Annotated in this window: 18 protein-coding genes and 1 pseudogene; 8 read left to right on the forward strand and 11 right to left on the reverse strand. The window is 47.3% G+C overall.

Annotated features, from left to right (window positions below; all coding sequences use genetic code 11):
* From ACKPVM_RS18595 to ACKPVM_RS18605, 3 genes and pseudogenes are all read left to right on the forward strand, one after another.
* Window positions 1–704, forward strand: a pseudogene (locus ACKPVM_RS18595) (hypothetical protein); the annotation flags it as partial.
* Window positions 694–1728: a phage integrase gene (locus ACKPVM_RS18600; protein ID WP_409311292.1), complete on the forward strand. Its 1035-nt coding sequence runs from the start codon at window positions 694–696 to the stop codon at window positions 1726–1728. The pseudogene ACKPVM_RS18595 and the gene ACKPVM_RS18600, both read left to right, overlap by 11 nt.
* Window positions 1729–2095: 367 nt before the next feature.
* Window positions 2096–2461 carry a protease inhibitor I42 family protein gene (locus tag ACKPVM_RS18605; RefSeq protein WP_409311293.1) on the forward strand — a complete coding sequence of 122 codons (366 nt, stop codon included), beginning with the start codon at window positions 2096–2098 and terminating at the stop codon, window positions 2459–2461.
* A 61-nt stretch (window positions 2462–2522) separates the two neighbouring features.
* Here the strand turns inward: ACKPVM_RS18605 and ACKPVM_RS18610 are convergent, their stop codons facing one another.
* Window positions 2523–3425, reverse strand: coding sequence for a LysR family transcriptional regulator (locus ACKPVM_RS18610; RefSeq protein ID WP_409311294.1), 903 nt, complete (start codon window positions 3423–3425; stop codon window positions 2523–2525).
* A gap of 175 nt (window positions 3426–3600) precedes the next feature.
* Between ACKPVM_RS18610 and ACKPVM_RS18615 the strand changes: the two genes are divergently transcribed.
* Both ACKPVM_RS18615 and ACKPVM_RS18620 read left to right on the forward strand, forming a co-directional pair.
* Window positions 3601–4365 carry a type 1 glutamine amidotransferase domain-containing protein gene (locus tag ACKPVM_RS18615; RefSeq protein WP_409311295.1) on the forward strand — a complete coding sequence of 255 codons (765 nt, stop codon included), beginning with the start codon at window positions 3601–3603 and terminating at the stop codon, window positions 4363–4365.
* A 324-nt stretch (window positions 4366–4689) separates the two neighbouring features.
* Window positions 4690–6078 (forward strand): glycoside hydrolase family 1 protein, encoded by a 1389-nt coding sequence (locus ACKPVM_RS18620; RefSeq protein WP_409311296.1) that lies wholly within the window; start codon window positions 4690–4692, stop codon window positions 6076–6078.
* A gap of 59 nt (window positions 6079–6137) precedes the next feature.
* Here ACKPVM_RS18620 and ACKPVM_RS18625 read toward each other — a convergent pair whose 3' ends face one another.
* From ACKPVM_RS18625 to ACKPVM_RS18665, 9 genes are all read right to left on the reverse strand, one after another.
* Window positions 6138–7817, reverse strand: coding sequence for a sulfatase family protein (locus ACKPVM_RS18625; protein ID WP_409311297.1), 1680 nt, complete (start codon window positions 7815–7817; stop codon window positions 6138–6140).
* A gap of 83 nt (window positions 7818–7900) precedes the next feature.
* The gene (locus tag ACKPVM_RS18630) at window positions 7901–8983 is read right to left on the reverse strand and encodes a porin (RefSeq protein WP_409311298.1); all 1083 of its coding nucleotides are present in this window, start codon (window positions 8981–8983) and stop codon (window positions 7901–7903) included.
* Between the two features lie 169 nt (window positions 8984–9152).
* Entirely contained in the window at window positions 9153–10376 is a 1224-nt protein-coding gene (locus ACKPVM_RS18635) for an anaerobic sulfatase maturase (RefSeq protein WP_409311299.1), read from the reverse strand.
* A gap of 84 nt (window positions 10377–10460) precedes the next feature.
* On the reverse strand, window positions 10461–11924 hold the full coding sequence (locus ACKPVM_RS18640; RefSeq protein ID WP_409311300.1) for a sulfatase-like hydrolase/transferase: 1464 nt from the start codon (window positions 11922–11924) through the stop codon (window positions 10461–10463).
* 224 nt (window positions 11925–12148) lie between these two features.
* Entirely contained in the window at window positions 12149–13879 is a 1731-nt protein-coding gene (locus ACKPVM_RS18645; RefSeq protein ID WP_409311301.1) for a sulfatase family protein, read from the reverse strand.
* A 58-nt stretch (window positions 13880–13937) separates the two neighbouring features.
* Window positions 13938–14780 carry a BglG family transcription antiterminator LicT gene (licT, locus tag ACKPVM_RS18650; RefSeq protein WP_409311302.1) on the reverse strand — a complete coding sequence of 281 codons (843 nt, stop codon included), beginning with the start codon at window positions 14778–14780 and terminating at the stop codon, window positions 13938–13940.
* A gap of 159 nt (window positions 14781–14939) precedes the next feature.
* Window positions 14940–16853, reverse strand: a complete 1914-nt coding sequence (locus ACKPVM_RS18655) for a beta-glucoside-specific PTS transporter subunit IIABC (protein ID WP_409311303.1) — start codon at window positions 16851–16853, stop codon at window positions 14940–14942.
* Between the two features lie 360 nt (window positions 16854–17213).
* Window positions 17214–17696, reverse strand: a complete 483-nt coding sequence (gene spy / locus ACKPVM_RS18660; RefSeq protein ID WP_409311304.1) for an ATP-independent periplasmic protein-refolding chaperone Spy — start codon at window positions 17694–17696, stop codon at window positions 17214–17216.
* Between the two features lie 230 nt (window positions 17697–17926).
* Entirely contained in the window at window positions 17927–18223 is a 297-nt protein-coding gene (locus tag ACKPVM_RS18665; protein ID WP_409311305.1) for a hypothetical protein, read from the reverse strand.
* Window positions 18224–18457: 234 nt separating this feature from the next.
* Here ACKPVM_RS18665 and ACKPVM_RS18670 point away from each other — a divergent pair, with 234 nt between their 5' ends.
* On the forward strand, window positions 18458–20461 hold the full coding sequence (locus ACKPVM_RS18670; RefSeq protein ID WP_409311306.1) for an oxidoreductase: 2004 nt from the start codon (window positions 18458–18460) through the stop codon (window positions 20459–20461).
* A 1-nt stretch (window position 20462) separates the two neighbouring features.
* Here ACKPVM_RS18670 and rlmG read toward each other — a convergent pair whose 3' ends face one another.
* The gene (rlmG, locus tag ACKPVM_RS18675; RefSeq protein WP_409311307.1) at window positions 20463–21602 is read right to left on the reverse strand and encodes a 23S rRNA (guanine(1835)-N(2))-methyltransferase RlmG; all 1140 of its coding nucleotides are present in this window, start codon (window positions 21600–21602) and stop codon (window positions 20463–20465) included.
* A 185-nt stretch (window positions 21603–21787) separates the two neighbouring features.
* On the opposite strand from rlmG, the gene ACKPVM_RS18680 reads away from it, so the two are divergent.
* Window positions 21788–22786: a Gfo/Idh/MocA family protein gene (locus tag ACKPVM_RS18680; RefSeq protein ID WP_409311308.1), complete on the forward strand. Its 999-nt coding sequence runs from the start codon at window positions 21788–21790 to the stop codon at window positions 22784–22786.
* Window positions 22787–23056: 270 nt separating this feature from the next.
* Entirely contained in the window at window positions 23057–24010 is a 954-nt protein-coding gene (locus ACKPVM_RS18685; protein ID WP_409311309.1) for a TerC family protein, read from the forward strand.
* Window positions 24011–24042: the final 32 nt, after the last annotated feature.

Genomic DNA, 24042 nt, shown 5'->3' on the forward strand with positions numbered 1-24042 from the left:
CTACACCTACACCTACACCTACACCTACACCTACACCTACACCTACACCTACACCTACAATTTCAGCCATCGAATCTCAAAATGACAATGCTGAAAACGCCAGTATTGAACATGCTTTTTTCAATATGGTTAATGGAGAGGCTACAGTATGGTTAGGTGAAACTAAGCCTGCATCATTTCGTTTGTTTTCCGAAACAGAGAAAACACAAGGTATTTTCGTTAAGTTAGCAATTCGTGAAGATGGTGAGTTCTATCTAGATTTAATGAATTCTGAGACTGGCGAGATAAGCATATTTAGAGAAAAAGACATTAATTCAAAAATTGTAGTTGGCTCAACTCGCTATGATTTCGTTGAACTCTGCAAAAAAGTTTTTAAGTTGGATTTATCAGAAATTTTCGAATACGCAAAATTAATAAGAAAAAATGCAGCAGAACCGAAAATAATTAATACATTCAATCCGATTAGCACAACGTTTACATATTCATCAAGTAATGGCACGAATCGAAGAACCGTAGATGTTGACCGATATCTAAGAAACGGTTATGGCGAGGATTATATAGAAGGATTCTGCCATATGAGAGGTGAACGCAGAATGTTTGCCATCAGAAATATAAAAACCATGTTATCTAGCGATGGATGTAAAAAGTATCATTTCCACGATTGGTTAAAAAACGTTGCCAAGATAGATCAAAATGCCAGTTAGAAAACTACCGGATGGACGCTGGATCGCAGACCTCTATACAGTAGACCGTAGCAGCGGTAAGGAAGGGAAACGCGTCCGTAAAAAGTTTGCCACCAAAGGCGAAGCGCTGGCCTTTGAGCGTTACACGTTAGAGCAAGTGCAATCCTCCCCTTGGCTAGCTGACGGCAAAGAAGATCGCCGACTCACTGAACTGGTAGAACTTTGGTTCACACGCCATGGAATTACACTGAAAGATGGTGAAAAGCGCCGCAGTGTAATGCTATGGGCTGCTGGGTGTATGGGGCATCCACTGGCCACAGAATTTAGCGCCCAGCTTTTCACCGCCTATCGAGCCAAAAGACTGAACGGTCAGCTATCCAGAACTAGCCGTCTAGCCACCGTTACCCCGCGCACGGTTAATTTGGAACAAGCCTATTTCCTTGCTGTGTTTAACGAATTAAAGCGATTAGGAGAATGGGCTCTACCCAACCCACTGGAAAACGTGCGTCAGTTCCGCACGGAAGAAAGCGAAATGGCCTACCTCACTGGCGATCAGATTGACAGATTATTGGCTGAGTGCCGGAACAGCAGCGCTAAGGATTTAGAAATCGTCGTTAAGCTGTGCTTGGCTACCGGTGCACGTTGGAGTGAAGCGCAAAGCCTGCGCCGTTCTCAGATATCAGGCAACAAAATCACGTTTGTTAAAACTAAGGGAAAAAAAAACCGGACAATCCCTATCGATCAACAATTGGCGGAAGAATTACCCAAAAAGAGCGGAGAGCTATTCACCAATTGCTATTATGCGTTTCGTTCAGCAATGGAAAGAACTGGCATTGAACTGCCTGACGGCCAAATGACCCATGTTCTACGGCACACATTCGCCAGCCACTTTATGATGAATGGTGGCAATATTTTAGTTCTGCAACGCATCCTCGGCCACACTGATATTAAGATGACAATGCGTTACGCCCACTTTGCACCGGATCATTTTGAAGATGCCATAAAGCTAAATCCATTGGCACAGTGTCGCAAAAGTGACGCCTGAACTTAACAATATTAGGCATTATTGGGTTTTATTTTCCCTTTAACTCACTGAAAAATAAATAACTCATTGATTTATAATGTTTGATAAAGGTTCTCATAATCGATTGGTCGTTGGTTCAAACCCAACAGGGGCCACCAAATTTATCAAGGAGTTACGTTAATCGCGTGACTCCTTTTTTGTATGTCTTGATTGCTGTAACAAGCTACCTCAATCATCCATTGTGGCGTACTTTCGCCAAACTCCCACGCCTTTGACAATGCCGCGCTCGTAGCGCGGACTATTTCCTAATGTGCTATTTCTACTTTATTCTTTAGGGATTTATACTATAAAGATAGTGTGATTCATCATAAATACCTGAGAGGGATGCATGACTAAAATGTTAATCCGCGTATTAAGCGGCATAATAATGTTTGGTGCAGTTGGTGCACATGCCGCCGAAAAGCCCGACAGTCTGGACGGCACCACAGGCAAAGAGATCACGTTATCATTGGAAGCTAACCCAACAACCGGATATAGCTGGATGCTGGAAAACCTGCCCAATGAGCTAATCTTCGTATCTAGTCGCTATCAACAGTCGAAAGATTGCAAAGAGGGAATGGTCGGCTGTGGCGGTGAACAGACCTTTTATTTCATTGGCAAAGCATCCGGCAAAGGGACGCTGAAACTGATTTATGGTCAGCCCTTCGATAAATCGACATGGAAATCGCACAAGTTCGACGTTGAGATTAAATGATTTCTTCCGGCTCTCTGAAAAACGGGTTCTTTGCACAACACCAGGATTCAGAGAGATACATTTACGTTTTAATCACCTGCGAACACACGTCGATAAACGCACGCAGTTTAGGTTGATTCCTCGCGGCTCTGGAGAAATACAGAAAAAGGCCGTCGTTTCCCGGCGAGAGATCGAGTAACGCCGCTTCCAACGTGCCGTTTGCCAGTTCACGTGAAGTATGGAACGTGGAGGAGTAAATCAGCCCCACGCCCCTGACGGCCAGGCTGCGCATCAGTTCCCCATCGTTAACCGTCACCGCCCCCGCAGGCTCAATCCTGACACTTTCTTTATTTTCGATAAACTCCCACCGATAAATATCGCCTTTTTCAGGACGGCGAAAGCGAATGCATTCGTGGTGAACCAAGTCACGGGTGACTTTCGGTTTGCCGTGCGCTTTGAAATAGTCCGGCGAACCAAATACCGCCCATTTAAAAGGCGGGGAAAGCCGTATCGCAATCATGTCCTGTTCGATGTATGAGCCGATCATGATGCCGGCATCGTAGCCTTCAGAGACGAAATTATCGTGGCGGTTACTCACCGTGATATCGACATTCAAATTTGGCCACGCCGCGCGAAATGCAGGTATCAATGGCTCAATGACGTGGGGTAATGCCAAACGCTCGACGATCAGTTTCAGCGTCCCCGATGGTTTCTTTGCCGATTGCGCAACATCTTCAAAACTGGCGGTAATCGCGTGCGCCGCAGGCCCAACTCTCAGCAACAGCTGTTCCCCCGCTTCCGTCAGCGCCATTTTGCGCGTCGTGCGATGGAAAAGTGGCACACCGAGACGATGTTCCAACCTCTGGAGCGATAAACTCACGGCGCCCGGTGTTTTTCCCAAATCGAGCGCCGCTTTGCGAATACTCAATCGCTTCGCTATCGCCAGAAATTCGGCAAGCCCATCAAAGCTGTCGGATTGCCCCATCAGGGTCCCTCATCCTGTCATATGTTGGTTATACAGCACACTTTACGACAGTTTCCCACATCAATACAAAGCTATTACATCGATTTATTAAACAATATGTCCTGTTATTACCGTCTATTTTCAATCGGTTATCCCAGATATAGTCGGCAAACACCACCTGCTGAAGGAGTCTGTCATGTCTATAATAAAGCGCTGTGCTGCTCTTATCGCCGCGATTGCGGTATTTGCTGCCGCCTCCCCCGTTTTTGCCCAAGCCAATCTAAAAGAAGAGAAGGTATTGATCGTCGTATCCAGTCTGGATAAAAAGACACCGGAGCTGGTTGGCGGTTTCTGGTTTCCAGAACTGACCCACCCGGTTGAAGTGTTCGACAAAGCCGGACTGGATTACGATATTGCCAGCCCGAAAGGTGGGTTGCCTCCGTTTGACGGCTTCGATCTTAAAGATCAGGCAAATCTGGACTTCTGGACTAACCCGGAACACCGGAACAAGCTGGCTAATTCCATCCCGCTAGCCAAGGTTGATCCCGCGAAATACACCGCGATCCTACTTGTCGGTGGACACGGGCCGATGTGGGATTTTGCCAACAATCCTGAGCTGATCAGCATCGTGCGTACGATGTACGAAAACGACAAAATTGTCAGTGCAGTCTGCCACGGCCCGGCGGGTCTGCTGAATGTGAAGCTCAGCAATGGTCAACTGTTGATTAAAGATCGTACTCTGACTGGATTTACCGCAGAAGAAGAAGCCTTCCGCCACTACGACAAGATCGTTCCGTTTGAACTTGAAGCCGCGTTGAAAAAGGATGGTGCAAACTTCGAAGAAGCACCGATTTTTGAAAATAAGGTCGTCGTAGATGGAAGATTGATCACGGGTCAAAACCCAGCATCGGCTAAAGGGCTTGGCGAAGCAGTTGTCAACGCTTTGCAAACGAAAGCGTAATAACGACGCCATAGCATAGGTATTAGGCGGTAAAACGCCTAATACCTCACGCCGTAAAATAGGGTCAGCAGAGATGTCGTGACCAATATCACATAACCAGACGGGGACATTGCCGCGGATATGCAGGATCGTATAGTGTGCCAATAAGACGTTACCGCGATACGTGGGCGAGACTTGGGCAAAGGCGAGTGAAAAAACACTCTCTTTTGCCCAAGTTTTTTTTTGCCTGCGATCCAGTCAACCCAAGGCCGATGAACAGCGACGCCGAGAGGTTGATTTCCAGCATGGCATATTTGAATAACCGTGAATAAGAGGAGAGCGAAGATGAAGACATTCCCCGCAGAGTTCCTATGGGGGGGTTCCATGGCAGCCAATCAGGTTGAAGGCGCATGGAATGAAGAGGGTAAGGGCGTGTCTACCTCTGACCTTCAGCTACAAGGCGTACATGGCCCCATCACCGAGCGCACCGAAAATATAAGCTGTATTAAAGACGTTGCTATCGATTTCTACCATCAGTACCCACAGGACATTCAGTTGTTTGCTGAAATGGGTTTTAAGGTGCTGAGAACCTCCATCGCCTGGACCCGCATTTATCCTGAAGGAGATGAAGAGACGCCAAATGAAGCTGGGCTGGCATTTTACGATCGTTTATTTGACGAAATGGCGAAATACCAAATCCAACCACTCATTACATTATCTCATTATGAAATGCCCGATGGTTTGGTGAAAAAACTGGGCGGCTGGAGCAGTCGCGCCACCATTGACCATTTCGAAAAATATGCCCGTACCGTCTTTAGTCGTTACAAAGATAAAGTTAAGTACTGGCTAACCTTCAATGAAATCAACATGGCGCTGCACTCGCCTTTTACCGGTGTTGGGCTGAGTGGCAAACCATCCGAACAACATATTTATCAAGCCATTCATCATCAGCTTGTTGCCAGCGCTCGAGCGGTAAAAGCCTGTCACGATATCATCCCCGATGCAAAAATTGGCAATATGCTGCTGGGTGCTCTGCGTTATCCCATGACATGCCATCCGAAAGATATTTTGGAGACACAAAAGAAAAATCGAGAATGGCTATTTTTTGGCGATGTACAGGCGCGTGGCGCTTATCCGGCCTGGATGGCTCGTTATTTTAAAGAAAATCACATCACACTGGACATCACCGAACAAGACAAAAATGATTTGCGACACACCGTAGATTTTGTCTCTTTTAGCTACTATATGAGCGGTTGTGCAACCTACGAACCGGAAAAATACCAATCTTCACGCGGCAACATTATCCGTCTGATTCCCAACCCGCACCTTAAGGCATCTGAATGGGGCTGGCAAATCGATCCAGAAGGTCTGCGTTTTCTGTTGAATGAACTGTACGATCGCTATCAAAAACCACTGTTTATCGTCGAAAATGGATTAGGTGCGCGTGATACGGTGGAAGAAGATGGCAGTATCCATGACAGCTACCGCATTGATTATTTACGTCAGCATCTGATTCAGGTACGTGAAGCGATTAACGATGGTGTCGAACTGCTCGGCTACACCAGTTGGGGACCGATCGATCTGGTCAGCGCCGGTACAGCGCAGATGTCAAAACGCTATGGCTTCATTTATGTCGATCGTGATGATGAGGGCAACGGCACGCTGGAGCGGCGGCGTAAAGATAGCTTCTATTGGTATAAAGACGTCATCAGCAGCAACGGTGAATCGTTGTAGTTCCAGTGGGGGAACCAGACGGCGCAATGTATGCTGCCGTCTGGTTATCAGGGATAAAATTATTTATCCATCATCTCTTTAAGCATCGGTTCGCTCTTTTTCACAGCCTCATTCGATGCTTTCACCTTCGCCTCTTTACCAACCTGATCGGGGATAAATCCGGCAAGAATATCCTCGTGGTTATACCCTTTCAGCCATTCACGCGGGAATGGCGCAAGCTGTTCGCCCGTTCCTTCATGACGGTAAACCTGCCCTTGCCCGACGCGTTGGTTATACGGGATCACATTTTTCCCTTGCTGATCGCGCAGTTCTGCATACAGCTTCTTACGCAGCGCGATCTTGGCATTCACGATCTTCTCATCAGTCGAATCGATCAGATTGTGTTTCTCTTCCCGATCGTTTTTCATGTCATACAACTCTTCCTTGTCCCATACGCCGTAATACTGGATGTATTTGTATTCCGGTGTACGAATTGCAAACGTCGTTGGCGTTTGTGGGAAGCTGTATTCCCAGAAGTATTCATAGACGAAATAGTCTTTACGCTCAGGTGCCTTGTGGCCATCAACACCCAGTTGCCAGAAGCTCTGCCCGTCATAATGTTTCGGTGCCTTAACCCCTGCTGCATCCAGAATGGTCGGCGCGATATCGATGTTTCTGACGATGTCTTCCACCACCTTATCTTTGGCAAAGCCTGGACCTGAGGCAATTAGCGGTACTCGGATCGATTCTTCATAAGCGTTGCGTTTATCGATCAGCCCATGTTCACCGAACATAAAACCGTTATCCCCCATCACCATGATGATGGTGTTTTTATCCAATCCCTGTTGCTGCAACCAGTCACGCACCCGCCCGACGCTATCATCCACCGAACGTAGCGTTTCATAGTAATCACGCTGATACTGCTGGAGGTTCATATCGGTGTTGTAGGGATAATCCACACCGTGCCAGCTGTTGCGCTGGTTTTTCACCCACATTGGCTTGCCTGCATAATTTTCCGGCGTATCGGCATAAGTATCCGGCAGTGGGAAAGTGACATCCTTCATGCTGCCACGATGACGTTTGGCGGGGAGGAAATCGGAATGCACACCTTTATGTGACAGATACATCATGAATGGTTTTTTCTTATCCAGCTTATTCAGCCAATCTACGGCGTAATCCGTCAGCTCATCCGTGATATAACCTTTCTGTGGCACCATTTTGCCATCAATATTGAGCATGGAAGGTTTGCCATAATTATCAATCGGATAGTAGTTGCCTTGTCCTAACAGTCCGACCCAACGATCAAACCCAGCGAAGCCTTTTGTCGCCGTCTTATCCGCCCCACCGAAATGCCACTTACCAAAGAAACCGGTCTGATAGCCCTTGTCACGTAACAGCTCGGGGAAATAACTCAGGTGTGAGAGGTCGGAAGGATTATTATCCGATACGCCATGATTATGAACGTACATCCCCGTTAAAATACTGGCACGACTGGGGGAGCACAGTGATGTGGTAACAAACGCATTTTTAAAATAGGTGCCCTCTTTGGCAATACTGTCCATATTAGGCGTATGAATGGCCGAGTTCAGGAAACCAAACGCGTCATAACGCTGATCGTCAAGAATGATGTAAACCACGTTGGGCTGATTTCCATCCGCTAATGGGGCCGTAGCAGAAGGGGAAGCCGTCGTTGCAGCATGTACACCCGCCGTTTGCATACAGGCCAGCGCAATGGCGGCCAGCAGTTTATTCTTTTTCATCTTTGTTCCTTTTTTATGCCACCCTGCTCACACACTGCGAAAAGGATGGCGTTAGCAAAGTTGTTTCACTTCATGTTGTTACATCAGAAAACAAATGTCGCCGTTAGCCAGGTGGCATCATCCGTATTAAGTCCCAAAGGGTTGTCGTCTTTTAACAAGTTGATGCTATATTCCGCAGATAAACTGAAATTGGGATTGAAAGGATACGACACCAGCAGTAGCGCATTCTTTATCAGAAATGCATCGCCGACACCTTCGAGGTCTTTGGCTTTTGATTCACGATATCCCACAGCCGCATTTAGCTTAAACGGGAAACGGTAACGTATACCCGCTTCTAAATTTTGTGCTTTATCAGCAAATCCAGATATTTTGGTGCGGCCATTATTAACGAATTGCATATTTTCTGTTTCACCATAAAACGCCCCGATATACCAATTCTCCGGCTGCCACGCCATCCCCACCATCCAGCCATCGGCTCTGTCACCTTCTCCGTAGATCGTCTGCTGTTGTTTTGATGTACGTTGCGACGATGCCCATGCCGCACTTAATTCCAATTTCGTTGACGGTATCGTGTATCCCAGTGCAACGCCATATCCATTCCCATTCTGAGTTTTGACAGAACGACTGCCTTCGTTTTTCCCTTGATATTGCACCAGCAATTCCATACCAGGAATTGCGCCAAAGAGATCATTATTTTGCCAGGTTAATATCCCTGTCCCTCGTTTTCCCATAAACGAATCAGGTGCATAGGTTCCTCCACCGTTTACGGGGAAAATCATCGTGGTATATTGAGGATAAGCTAATACACCATTATTTCGCCCATAATTTATACTCCCCCAATATTTCTCACTTAAGCCAACATAGGCATAACGTGTATAATCTGTCGGAGCCGCGCTCTCCGGTTCAAATGCATTAAAATCGTGTTCGAATCGCCCATATCCATATAGCGTCTCTGTTATTTGTGTCTCTCCGTGCAAGTTCATTCTGAACCGAACTTTATCACCGTCGATATTTTCATTTTCACTAATAATTCTACGAGCAATAATACGCCCATCAAGATACAGTTTATTTCCATCTTTATTATAGAGTTGGGCTGCTTCTGTTACAGTTTGACACGCTAAAAGTAAGGTAAAGAAAAGCCCCAGATTCAGTTTTTTATTATTCATAGTGATGACCTATTCTTAATTGGTATTGAAAAAGAACAAATAGGCTTCTCATGTCAAAATGACATTATTATAAGAACCCTGGTATGTGACGTAGTCGTACCGCCTGATTATTCAGGAAATCATTCAGAACTGTTATTACTCAGTGTCCTGATATAAGTCTCGGTACAAATTAATAAAATTCTTCTTTAATTTTTCTCCTTATTTTTTTCATTGACTCTCGTTGCCCCAGTTGAGAAAGCAAAATATTCATACACGGTAACACGTGAAATAGATGCGTTTTAAACCCATCACAGAAATAGTTTCTGTTAGGACGCCCATCGCTAGAAATTTCAAATCGATGTTTTGGGCAACCGCCATTACAAACTGCTTTGACCTCACAAGTCAGGCAATCTTTACTGATATTTTTTCGTTTGTTCTCTCCAAAAGCGAGATTTTGTGGCGAATTAACCAGCGATACCAAATCATCTTGATTAATATTGCCCAGTTTATTTTCTGGATAAACAAAATGGTCACAAGAATAAACATCACCATTTGCTTCAACAATCAGGTTACCGCCACAGGTTTCATTAATCACACAGGCACTGAGCTGTCCTGCCATTTTCGCCAGCGTTTGTTCGAAGTTCATTACAAATACATTGCCCAGATCATGCTGAATCCAATGATCAAAAATAGTATTCAGGAAACGGCCATACGCTTTAGCAGGCACTGACCATTCCGTTACGCTACATTGACCTGAGAAATCCGGCTGAATCAATACCAATCCATTATCATCAGGCTGCGCGGCACGACGTTCCACCAGTGGAATAAACTGCATGTAACGACTGCCGATGCGTTTAAGGAACTGATACACATCCATCGGGCGCTTGACGTTTTCCGCATTCACCACGGTTAACGTATTAAATTCAACCCGATGGCGTTTTAGCGCATCTAGCCCTTTCATCACATCATCAAACGTACTTTTCCCTGCACGGGTAACACGATGTGCATCATTACTGATACGGTCACCGTCGATCGACAACCCCACCAGAAACTGGTGCTCTTTCAGAAAACGCGCCCAGTCATCATCAATATTGGTGCCGTTGGTCTGAAAAAAATTATTGATGTGCTTTGTACCCCGGTATTTATTTTGCAACCTCACCGCTTCACGAAAAAAATCGATCCCCAGTAACGTGGGTTCTCCACCCTGCCACGGAAAATCAACAACATCCGCCTGCTGCCCACTGATATTCTTGCGTATATAGTTTTCCAGCGTATCGCCATCCATCTTCCAGCGGCTTTTTCGCTCCGGATAGAGATGTTCTTTCTCCAAATAAAAGCAATATGAGCAATCAATATTGCAAACGGATCCTGATGGTTTAGCCATCAACTGAAAATTGGCAATGGATTGGCTCATTCGATTCAGACCTCAACTTCACTGGCTAACGACACAACATGCTCAGGGTGATTGCCGATCTCCTTATCGGCAAATCGCGTGATATTACAGATCGAACAACGGGGGTTTCTTCTCACCCAACGATTGTTCATACGCCTGTGCTTTCTTAATCAGTGCTCGATAGCGTTCCGGTTCCTGAGCGGATAAATCATTCTGCTCAGAAGCATCGTTACGTAGGTTGAACATAAGCGGCTTCTCCAAATCCACCGGAATGCCTGCTTTTTTCGCACGAAAAACGATTTTATAGTCACCGTCACGATAGGCATCCATCCGGCCCCAGAAAAAATACGGCATAAAGGTTCGCGCACTCGCCTTCCCATGCAGGAAAGATGCACTAAGATCGACACCATCTAAATCATGTTGTGCGTGCTGACTACCGGTGATCTTCATCAGTGTTGGCAGAAGATCCAGCGTACTGCCGATATCATCGACGACTTTCGGCGCTATGTGAGATTTCCAATTCACAATAAAAGGCACACGTTGGCCGCCTTCAAACGCCGTTCCCTTTCCATCTCGTAACGGCATGGCTGAACCGGACAGACCATCCTTGTCATACTGCAACCACGGCCCATTGTCAGAGCTAAAAATCACAATGGTATTTTCCGCTAATTTATTCTGTTCCAACGCCTGATAAATTTGTCCGACGGACCAATCGATTTCCAACATGACATCGCCATACGGACTATGCCCTTTCCCTTTAAATTCCGGCGATGTGAACAACGGTACGTGAGTCTGCGGATAAGCCATGTACATAAAGAAAGGCTTATCTTTGTTATCTGCAATGTACTGAACCGCTTTATTGGTCACGTCTTTAGTGAAGTTCGCCTGCTGAAAACCTTGAGGGACGGCATAATCAACCTGCTTCCCATTGTCCTTGTAGGAATGGTAAAGCGGTACATTCCAATATTCCTGCTTTGGTGCTCGATTAAGTTCTTCGACTTTACCTTGAAGCTCACGCCGTTTGGGATCGGTACGCGGCAGACGGTTAATTTCGACCTGATCGACCATCGTACTAAAGCGGTCATTACTGGTTGGAATGCCATACCATTCATCAAAACCATAGCGTGTTGGGAAAGCATTGGCCTGAGTGCCTAAATGCCATTTCCCATACATAATTGTGCTATAGCCATTACGCTGTAATGACTGCGCCATACTGACTTCACTATCAGGAAAACCATCGGGATCTTCATCCATCAACACGCCTGGAATTTTCGTACCGTACAATCCCGTTTTCGTTTCGATACGCCCTGTCATCAGGCCCCCACGACTAGGCGAGCACTGTGCGGAAGAAACGTAGAAATTCGTCCAGCGCTGTCCTGTTGCGGCCAACCGATCCAAATGCGGCGTCGGTGTTTTCGCTCCTTGCACCGACATATCCGCCCATCCCATATCATCGGTGAACAGAATAATTACATTTGGCTTAGTCTGTTCTGCAGACGCGGTTTGAAATAACGTCATTCCAGACAGCAACACCGTACCGACAGACAGTGCTATGAGATGTTTCTTCATCATCATCCATCCTTCCCATTTTCGTTTTAGTTTTAGTTTTCTCAGGACAAAAAAAAACCTGATCGCCAAACGACACTACGGCCGCTTGCCAATCAGGTTTCACCCATGAATAACATTATCTACATCATGCTTCATGGTCATGTCCTGAAGGTAGTTTTACTGCCTTTCCGGATAACATACAAACAACATCATCAAGGTATGTGAATCGGTTCACATACCGATTGTCACGGTTGCACGGACAACGTTCCTACCGGGCTCTCTTTCCAGCCATAACGAATCGCCTTGAATTGCAGCGCAGACGCACTCTTCATTGGTGTGATACTTCCCGTGTACAGTTCCCATTCCTTGCCATCCCAGCTATAGCCAATGGACGCATCCTGGGTGCGATTAGCCAGATAGATCTTGTGGCTGACAGAATCCCACTGCGCGACCGGCGTTAACGTTGTACGTTGTTTCCCCTGCTCATCCAACAAATCCTCAACCATCTGGTCTTCCGTCACCAGGTTCATGTCATTAGCACGATTACGCCAGCGATCCATTTCTTCACGCAGTGTTGCAAGTACCTGGCGCTGGGCTGGTTCTGCCGCCAGATTATGCAGTTGCAAAGGATCACGTTGCAGATCATACAACTCTTCAGCCGGACGCTCAGCAAACCAACTTTGTTGATCGGCACTCAGTTGATGCTGCTCATTTGCCGCGTTCAGATCCTTCATTGATCCCAATGCATTACGGAATTTGATACCAATGCCTCCCGGCGTGTTTGCCAAGTTACGGACATATTGGTAATCATGGTTTCGAATAAAATAGGAACGCATGTCATATTCATCCATCCGCCCACGCACGCCATAGACAAATTGACGCTGTGGCGCGAAATCCTGCGCTAAATTAATGCCACGCATATAGTCTGGCTGCTTGATACCCGCAAATCCGAGTATGGTCGGCGCAAAATCCTCGAACGATATCAATCGTGAATTCACACTGCCATTTTCTCCCCAGCCTGCCGGACGATATTTTTCAGGAATGTGAACGATCAGCGGCACGTGTGTCCCTGAATCATATCCTTCACGTTTATGACGTGGGATACCGTCCCCGTTATCAGCCGTGAAAATAACGATGGTGTTATCCCATAGCCCATCTTTTTTCAGGCCATCAACCAATTTACCGACTTGAATATCCATAATCTGAATATTGTCGTAATGTTGTGCCAATTCGCGTCGCGTTTGCGGCGTATCCTGGAAATACGGCTCTAATTTCAGGCTGTTCGGATCAGTTGGCGTATAGTGATATTGTTTACGAAATTCAGACCAGCGTTTAACAAAATATTCCGATCCAGCCGGATAATTTTCTGGGGTAAACAATGCCGACTCGTGCGTAATTTGCGGGTTGAAATTCATAAAAAATGGCTTGTTTTTTAAATCATAATTACGCCACGCCAGTTGGATGTGCAGATCGTCGATATTGTTGTATTCCCCATGTCGCGTCCACAGAGAAAACGGCCCTACATCAGCATGACCCTTAGTAAATTGATAATCCGTTTTGGTATCGTTATAGGTAAAGTAGCCATGACGACGCAGCAGTTCTGGATAACCTTTTACATAAGAAGGTGGAACGCCAAGATATCCGCCGCCGGGACGGCTAGCGGTACGCATGTGCTGCAACCCGGTGGTATTCTGAAATGCGCCGGTGATCAGTCCCGCGCGTGACGGTGCCGATACCCCAGCCATGGTGAAAGCCTGAGTGAAAACAACCGATTCTTTCGCTAATGCATCCAGATGAGGAGTCCGCGCTTGCGTATCACCATATGCCCCCAAACGAGGGTTCATATCCTCTGCCACAATCAACACCACATTCGGACGCGTACTGGATATTTGGGCGGTTAAATCGGCACCCACGGCCAATGTCGGTAGAGAACATGCGGCAAATAAAGCCGCAACCAGAGGTGTTTTCTTCATCATTGTTCTTCATCTCCATGAGAGGCTGTCTCTCTAGATCTTTGTAGGGAAAAACACGTTATTATTGGAAACAGTTATCCTTTCTTAAACGTTCGATGTGTATGGTCAGGAAAACAATTTCATCTTTGGTTAAGGCATATTGGTAGTGGATGTCGACGTAATCAGCGATTTTCATCGCACAATGCCACGCTCGAGGCAGCTTTTTATCAATATCGTCATAGAGCGATATTTCATGGTGCGCGACAAAGTTCTTTTCGATGATACGTTGCGTAAAGAATTTCAGATGTGTTAAAAATCTTTGGTAATCAATTGATTGCTCATTGAAGTCCATTTTCAGATCATATTTGACAATACTCAGCACATCTTTAACGATTTCGGTGCTAAGTATGACTTTCTGCATATTGCTCTCTCCCGCCGCATTCACAATGTGCAGAGCAATGAATCCCGCCTCATCATCCGGTAAGCGGACTTGCAGTTTCTTCTCAATAATGTCGAGAGCCTGTAGCCCGACAAAAAAAGCATCAGGGTATAATCGTTTGATTTCCCATAACAATTGATTATGGATCTGCATCCCTTTTTTATAACGTTTAACCGAGAAATTGATATGGTCGCTTAACGCCAGGAATAACGTATCCTGTAATTCAATATCCAACGTGCTACGCGCAAGCGCGATAATTTGCTCGGTAATACTCAGATAAACAGGCGGAATATCGGCCAGAATCTCGGCGAAAAAAGCATTCAGTCCACTGCTAGTCTTAAGAAAACGACTCTCAATCAACGCTTCATTCACATCGTCGCCATTTTTTTTGCCAAAACCGATGCCCCGTCCTAATGCGACACATTCTTCCCCGCTGTCAATCACCGCCAGCACTGCATTGTTGCTCAATATTCTAATTATCTTCATCACTATGCCCGCATGGTTGTTTCGCCAAGGCTTCCGCCTACACATCGGCTATAGCCTTGCCTGTTGACCATCGTCATCCCTGCGTATTAAGACATTACGGGGCGACATCCTCATCCGCCGCCCCATCACACGCTGGTTATACTTCACCCTTCGCGACAATTACGCTAATGCGATGATAGTGTCCCCAGCCTGCTGGTGTCGTGCTGTGCTGAGGCTAAATACGCGATACTCCTCAGCGTTTGTGACGACCACTGGTGTCACAATATCGTAGCCAGCCTTCTGTATCTCAGCCAGATCGAACTCCAGCAACAGCTGACCTTTTTTCACCTCATCACCTTCTGTGACACGCATTTGATAATGCTTACCTTCCAATTGCACCGTATTGATACCGACGTGAATCAGGATTTCCGCGCCGTTTTGTGAACGGATGCCCACCGCATGTCCACTGGCAAATGTGCTGGCAATGACGCCGTCTACAGGCGAATAGATACGCCCTTCCTGCGGAAGAATGGCAACGCCTTGCCCGACAACGCCGGAAGAAAACACCTTGTCATTGACTTCCGCCAACGGGACTAATTCGCCTTTTGCTGGTGACCCTAATTGCTCCGCAGTATCGGGCACATCTTTCATCAATGTGACGGAGGATGCGTGGTTGACGTGCTGATGTGTCACTGGCTTCGTCGGTTCGGGAGAGGGAACGGATGCTTTTTCAGCAGGCGATGTCGGCTCATCAAACCCAACAATCATGGTTAATATCAGGCTGACCACGAAGGCGATCGCACACCCAATAAGGAACCCGATAAAGCCTTCGCCGTAGAAAATCGGCAGCGTCAGTAGCCCTGGCATGCCCATAGAGATAGCTGAGCTTTTCGCATACCCCGCCACCGCGCCACCCATTGCTGCCGCTATCACCGCACAAACGAACGGTTTTTTCAGCTTCAACGTCACACCATACACACCCGGTTCAGTGATACCAAACAACGAGGCAATAAATGTACTTCCCGCCAATGCTTTGAGTTTCTTATCTTTAGTGCGCAACATCACACCCAGTAATGCACCGGATTGGGCGAAAATCGACGGACTGGAAGCCGCTTTGAGATAGCTGTGTCCCATCACAGAAAGATCGTTGATAAAGACCGTTACAAACCCCCAGTGAATACCAAAGATCACCAAAATCTGCCATGACGCTGCCATCAGCGCACCCGCGATAATCGGGTTAAAGTCATAGATGCTGACAAACAAAGACGCGATAAGCTTACTGGCCGAAATACCCACAGGCCCGATAGTCATCAGCGTTAGCGGTACCATGACCACCAAAAGGAAAAACGGCGTCAGGATATTACGCACACTCTCATGGATATAACGATTCAGAAAACGTTCGAGATACGACATCAGCCATACGCTGAAAATAATCGGAATCACTGAGGTTGTGTATTTCATCATCACAACAGGCAAGCCAAAGAACGTCACAGGCTGACCAGCATCAAACAACCCTTGTATGGTGGGGTAAACCAACGCCCCAGCAATCGACACCGCGACAAAAATATTGGTTTCAAATTTACGAGCGGAAGTAATGGCCAGCAACATTGGCAGAAAGTAAAACAGACTGTCGGACGCGGCATGTAAAATGACGTAGGTACTTTCTTTTGTATTCAACCATCCGAGCGCAATGACAATTGCCAATACACCTTTTAACACCCCAGCTGCTGCCATTGCCCCTAATAACGGGGTAAAAATGCCTGCCACTAAATCGATCAACCGTCCCATAACTGAAACGTTTTTATCAGATTCTGCCGCGGACCGTTGTGTATTTCCCTTTTCCTCTAATAATCCAGAAATTGGCCCAAAAGCCCGATACACTTCAGGAACGCGATTCCCGATTACGACCTGTAATTGCCCGGAACCATTGACGACTGTAATCACACCGTCTAATGCCTCCAATGCGGCCAGATCCACTTTCGCATTATCAACGATCTTAAAGCGCAAGCGTGTTGCACAATGAACCAGAGTAGAAACGTTTGCCTCTCCCCCGACCAACCTTAGAATACTTTCTGCTAGCACTTTGCTATTCATAGTGACACTTCCCGTTTCGTAAATGGCGGCACTGCCTTATACAACCTGTCTTGCTTGTGTCCGCTGGCCAGCTGGAAAAAAAGCAAAAAAAAACCTGGATAAAGCAGTGTGCTAAAACACTGTTTTATCCAGGTCTCGCCCAGAAAAATCTGGTGACGTCCTCTACGCGCTTTTTAGCAAGTCAACGCTAAGAAAGCTACAGATGAATTTTATTTTGTGAAAAGTATCACTATATTTTTCAGATAACCGCGCCAATCACTTCACGTTGATGGTTTCAATATAACGGCAGAAGCCATCGAACTTCCCCACTTTAACGCTAAACCGTGAGGAAGTTCGACGATCTTCGGTAAAGAGAGGCACTTACCGCGCAGGCCCACGTTTTGGCTGCTGAGTCAGGTGTTTTTCAAAGTTTTCATTGTATTGTTTCTTTTGCTCAGGCGTCAGAATGTTATAAATCTTATTCTGCGTTTCCAGCATACTCAGGAATCGAGCTTTACGAGCCTCATCCGCTTTATCTAACTGGGATTGCACTTTTGCGGCATCAAAGGTATCTGCCGTGATCAGCCCATGCATCTCACGACGCTCGTCTAATCTGGTTTTCCGCATGTTCTCATGAGCAGCATCTTTAATACCTTTAATCTGCTGCTTTTGCGCCTCTGTCAGATTCAATCCGTTGAACATCATTTCCATACCGGCCCCATTCCCCATGCCGTGATGAAATCCACCGTCTTTCATCATTCTATGTTCCGGCGCCGGGCCTTTCGGTGCTTCATTCGCATGGGCGATCCCCACAGCACTTAACGCCAGGGAAGAAGCCACCAACATTGCGGTCAATTTACGCATGATATGTCCCTCATTTAGGTTTAACTGATTGACGACGGTTGTCGTGCTAACGAGGAATAGTATAGGTCTGGCAATTTCAGTTAATTAGAACAAGGGTAAATCTCTGCAAGGAACAACTTCACATTTGCACCAATTGTGGAGAGTACGATGGGATTGTGTAAGAAAAGAAAGGAGTATGTTAAATCGGTGATGCTTTACGTCACATCAGGCTCGTCATACAAAAGGGTTTTTTACGAAAGAGAGCGATTAAAAGCCGACGCGTCTTTGGCGAGCGCATCCAGATGGGCACTGATAATTTTCACCTTCTGTAGCAGAGGGTTACGATCTGGTGAACTGTCCATTGCATTCAATTGGGCGACCAACTGCCCAACCTGAGAGGAAAGCTGTGCCTCACGTTGATTCGCTAAAATAAGCTGTTGTTGCAACTGTTGCCGCTCTCTCTGCCACTGATATTGCTGCTGTTGCACGCTTTTCTCCAACGCCTGCAAGGCTTCTTCCAACCGCACTTCCAACTCTTCAACCCACATGAACGGTACCTTCGATTAACCATTCGGCAAATTATAATGACACACGGCCTCAACAACAAACAATCTGACTCATCCTTACCTTTATCCATTATTTTTCCACACGATTGGAAATGATATTCATCACAATCACGAAACAAAAAATTCACATTAGCATGCACTAACGCTAAGTTTACGCTATTACTCATCAGACCAGTTCGCCAAACATCTGCTTTTCACCTGCTGCTGGAGATAACAATGACAACCTATCCTCATCTGTTTTCACCGCTCGATCTCGGCTTTACCACCTTAAAAAATCGAGTGGTGATGGGCTCAATGCATACAGGTCTGGAAGAACATGCCAACGGAGCGGAAAGACTGGCGGCGTTTTATCGGGAAAGAGTTATCGGTGGAGTAGGCCTTATCGTCACGGGCGGCATTGCCCCCAATGCGAAAGGCGCGGTGGTAAAAGGCGGTGCGACATTACATGCTGCGTCACAGTTACCGCATCATCAGGTCATCACTCAGGCCGTTCACGACGCTGGCGGTAAGATCGCCCTACAGATCCTTCATGCCGGACGCTATAGCTACCAGCCAGAACCTGTCGCCCCCTCTGCATTACAAGCTCCCATCACCCCTTTTATGCCAGTGGCGATGACGTCAGCAGACATCGAACAGACAATTGATGATTTTGCCCAATGTGCGGCACTGGCTCAGCAAGCTGACTATGATGGCGTGGAAATTATGGGCTCGGAAGGCTACCTGATTAACCAATTTCTTGCGGCACAAACCAATCAACGGGACGATGAATGGGGCGGAAATTTTCAGCGCCGTAGCCGTTTCGCCTTAGCGATCGTTCGGGCAGTCAGAAAAGCAACCGGACCTGAATTCATCATCATTTACCGTCTTTCTATGCTCGATCTGATCGAAAAGGGTTCAAGCTGGCAGGAAATTGAACAGTTGGCTCAGGCGGTAGAACAAGCGGGCGCAACCCTCATTAACACAGGTATCGGCTGGCACGAAGCGCGTATTCCGACGATTGCCACGCTCGTGCCACGTGGCGCGTTTGGCTGGGTCACCCAACGACTAATGGGAAAAGTGGGGATTCCACTCATCGCCACCAACCGTATCAACGATCCCGCTGTCGCGGAACAACTGTTACTCGACGGCTGTGCCGATATGGTATCGATGGCACGCCCTTTTCTGGCCGACTCGGCACTATTGCAAAAGGCAGCAGAAGGTCGGGCTGATGAAATCAATACCTGCATCGGTTGTAATCAGGCCTGTCTGGATCAGATCTTTGTCGGAAAGTTGACTTCCTGTCTGGTGAACCCACGAGCCTGTCATGAAACTGAATATCCCATCACGCCTGCAATATCGATAAAACGGCTTGCTGTTGTTGGCGCAGGGCCAGCCGGTATGGCATTCGCCGTGAATGCCGCCACGCGCGGACATCAGATCACACTATTTGAATCTGCCTCGCAAATCGGCGGACAATTCAATATTGCCCGCCAGATCCCAGGGAAAGACGAGTTTAATGAAACGCTACGGTATTATCGTCGCCAATTGGATTTACTCGGCGTCACCATAAAATTAGGCACGCCCGCGACAGTGGCCGATCTCATCGGCTTTGATGAAATCATTCTGGCATGCGGTATTGTGCCACGCACGCCAGAGATTGAAGGCATTTGTCACCCAATGGTCCTGAGCTATCTGGATGTACTACGGGATAAAAAGCCCGTTGGGAAACGAGTCGCCATTATTGGTGCCGGTGGGATTGGATTTGATACCGCGCATTATCTCAGCCAGCCCAAACAGGCTGATTTTTACGAAGAATGGGGCATCGATCGCCAACTGAGGCATCGTGGTGGTTTGCTAAATCCGCGATCCCAGCCTCTTCACAGCGATCGAGAAATCATACTGTTACAACGCAAAGCGGGTAAGCCGGGAGAAGGCTTGGGGAAAACGACGGGCTGGATCCACCGAACCAACCTGCTTCGACATGGCGTGACGTTGCTCGGTGGCGTGCGTTATGAGCATATTGACGATGATGGATTGCATATTGTGCATCAGCAGGCCACTCAATGCCTTCCCGTGGACAACATCATTGTCTGTGCAGGCCAGGAGCCTCGCCGCGATCTCTACCAGCCGCTGCAACAGGCCGGTTGTCAGGTTCATCTGATCGGCGGAGCAGATGTTGCACAAGAGTTGGACGCACGCCGGGCAATTGAGCAAGCCACCCGGCTGGCGTTAGCGATATAACCTAGCGGGATGCCGACGATTTCACCGCTCTCAGCACTACAAATTTAGTATTACTGGCAATCGTCTCACAGTTACCAAACAGGCGCTTCAATTTGTGGAAGTAATCCAGATGACGATTTCCGACAACACGTAATTCACCGCCGACAGTCAAGCAACGACGGGCATCCACAAACATTTGCCAGGCAATTTCATCGGTTACCGCCTGTTGCTGATGAAAGGGAGGATTACACAATACCGCCTGTAGCGTATCTCGCCCAACGCGTGTCAGCCCGTGATTCACCACAAATCCACAGCGATCTTTGTCCTGTGGGCAGTTAACATCCACGTTCATTTCACTGGATGCGACCGCCATGTAGGATTCATCAAAGAAACTCACGCTCGCCTCGGGATTTGCCGCTAATGCCGCCAACCCAATAACACCATTCCCACAACCTAAATCAACGATTTTCCCTTGTATCTGTTGTGGCAAATGCTGCATGAAAAAGCGGGCACCAATGTCCAGCCCGTTACGAGAAAAAACATTCGCGTAATTATGGATACGATAACCGTACTCATCCATATTCCATGAGGTTGTAAGTGGTTGTTCACTTACCGTTAACTCCGCGAATTCACAGTGAATTAAACGCGCTTTTTTCCAGGCAAGGGAGGTTTTTGTTGGCCCCAGAATACGCTCAAATAGCTGTAGTGTTGAGGTGTGGATATCGCGCGCTTTTGCACCGGCAATGATTCGAGTCTGTGGCGTCACCACCTCACGCAACATACGCAATTGGTGTTCTAACAGCGCCATGGTCTTGGGTATTTTCATCACCACTAGAGCAGGCGCAGCAGGCAAGGGTTCCAGGCTGCTTAGTAATGCTACTGACGCATCGTCAAAACCGTTCAATGCCAGATTGTGTCGTGTCGCCAGTTGGCTCATGTAAGAATCGCTGATACTGACCGGAGACTGAGCCTGTAAACCACAGGCCAGCGCACCAAACGCATCGTTAAAAATCAGACATGGGCCGGGGGCGGTTTCCATTACTGCCAGTTCACGCAGCAAAAACTCATCCGCGGCTTCCCATGCCTGTAAGGTCGAGTTGTCGGCCACCTGAGGGTAACGTACTAGCGTCAGGTTACGGGTTTCCAATTCGAGTTGGCTCATTCGTTCGCCTCTCCTGAATCATAAAATTTGCGCTGTTTATCCCTTAAAATCGAACGCCAGTAAATGCTTTTCTCTGCCTACGGGAAAAAAGCACGTTCAGGTTCGAGATAACGGCACCGTTGCCTTGTTATTTCACCATGGTAATCTGATCACCCCGCATGGATGTCAGCAGGATACCAAACGCTATGATTCGCTTTGCTATTATAGGAACCAGTTGGATCACCCGTCAGTTTGTCGATGCCGCCCATGAAACCGGCAAAATGAAATTGACCGCCATCTACTCACGTTCACCAGAAAAATCGCAGCAATATCAAATCGATTACCATGTTGATACGCTATTCAGTTCGCTGGAAGACATGGCGAAATCCACACTTATCGACGCCGTTTATATTGCCAGCCCTAATTCATTGCATTGCGAACAATCGCTGCTATTCCTGAGCCATGGCAAGCATGTTATCTGTGAAAAACCGCTGGCCTCCCATCGCGATGAAGTTGAACAGATGTTTGCCTGTGCCAGAGAAAACCAGGTCGTGCTTTTTGAAGCATTCAAAACAGCCAGCCTGCCCAATTTCAATGTCGTACAGCAGGCGCTGCCCAAAGTCGGTAAATTGCGCAAAGTGGTTCTGAACTATTGCCAATATTCCTCCCGCTATCCGAAATATCTGGCTGGAGAAAATCCGAATACCTTCAATCCTGCGTTCTCCAACGGCTCCGTTATGGATATCGGCTATTACTGCCTCTCTTTTGCCGTTGCGTTATGGGGAGAGCCGGATACGGTGCAGGCCAGTGCCACCCTGCTGGAGAGCGGCGTTGACGCACACGGTACGTTCGTCATGAATTACGGTGATTTTGACGTGACAGTCATACACTCTAAAGTCAGCAATTCTGCTATTGCCAGTGAGATCCAAGGGGAAGAGGGATCGCTAGTCATTGAGAAACTGTCTGAATGCCAACAAGTCACCTTTATTCCACGAGACGGAAAATCGTTGGATCTGAGCCAACCACAGCATATCAATAGCATGTTGTATGAAGCCGCGCGTTTTGCCGCGCTCGTGGCCGATAACCATGTCGACGATGCGGCAATCACACGTTCGCGGACAGTGGCAAAATTACTGACCGAAATACGCCGACAAACCGGGGTTGTTTTCCCCGCGGATGCGATTGCGTCGGGGCATGCCGAGTGACGAGTAAGGTGAACACGATACCATGGCGATAATTATTTGACCTGGATCAGGTTTTCACCTATCTTTTGTTGAGCAAAGGGGAGTAACTTTCCGCCGGTTAATCGTCATTACGGTGCATAACGCATCCGGTTACCGGGCAACTTAATGAATTTGAACATTAAGTTGTAAGTGAGACCTTGCCGGAAGGCGAGGTTCATTTGCAGCTTGATGATAAAGCGGCCAACGTCTTCCGATGTTGGCCGTTTTCGTTTTCATTCAAAGGATATTGCTATGCACACCATTGGTACGCCGTGGTTATGGGGCAGCTTTGCCATCATTGTTATCGTGATGCTTGCCATCGACCTACTCTATCAGGGGAAAAAAGGGTCGACGGTGATGACATTCAAACAGGCAGCAGGCTGGTCTCTTGTTTGGGTGACGCTTTCTTTATTGTTCAACGCAGGTTTTTGGTGGTATCTGGATGGGACGATGGGGCGTGAAGTCGCCAATGCCCAATCTCTGGCTTTCCTGACGGGTTATCTGATCGAGAAAGCACTCGCTGTTGATAATGTTTTTGTCTGGCTAATGCTCTTCAGCTATTTTTCCGTTCCACCACAGTATCAACGGCGCGTACTGGTTTACGGCGTGCTGGGTGCGATTGTACTAAGAACGCTTATGGTGTTCGGTGGCAGTTGGCTGGTTACCCAATTCCAGTGGTTACTGTATGTCTTCGGTGCATTCCTGCTGTTTACCGGTATAAAAATGGCGCTGGCAAAAGAAGATGACAGCACCATTGGCGATAAACCGATGGTCCGTTGGCTACGTGGGCACCTGCGTATGACCGACAATATTGAAAACGACAAATTTTTTGTTCGTCGTAACGGGCTGTTGTACGCGACACCGCTTTTTCTGGTTCTGATTCTGGTGGAAATCAGTGACGTGATTTTTGCCGTTGACAGTATCCCAGCCATTTTTGCCGTGACGACCGATCCCTTTATTGTTTTAACCTCCAACCTCTTTGCCATTTTGGGTTTGCGCGCCATGTACTTCCTGCTGGCTGGTGTGGCTGAGCGTTTCTCTCTGTTGAAATATGGGCTGGCGGTTATTTTGGTCTTTATCGGTATCAAGATGCTGTTAATCGATATTTTCCACATTCCTATCGCTATTTCGCTCGGTATCGTTGCCAGTATTTTGATCCTTACCTTGTTGATTAACGTTTGGGTTAACCGCCGCGCCGCACAATAACACGTCTTTTCTACCACGCCGCACCGCATTCA

Source organism: Pectobacterium hainanensis, from assembly GCF_046237015.1.
GTDB lineage: Bacteria > Pseudomonadota > Gammaproteobacteria > Enterobacterales > Enterobacteriaceae > JBJYIN01.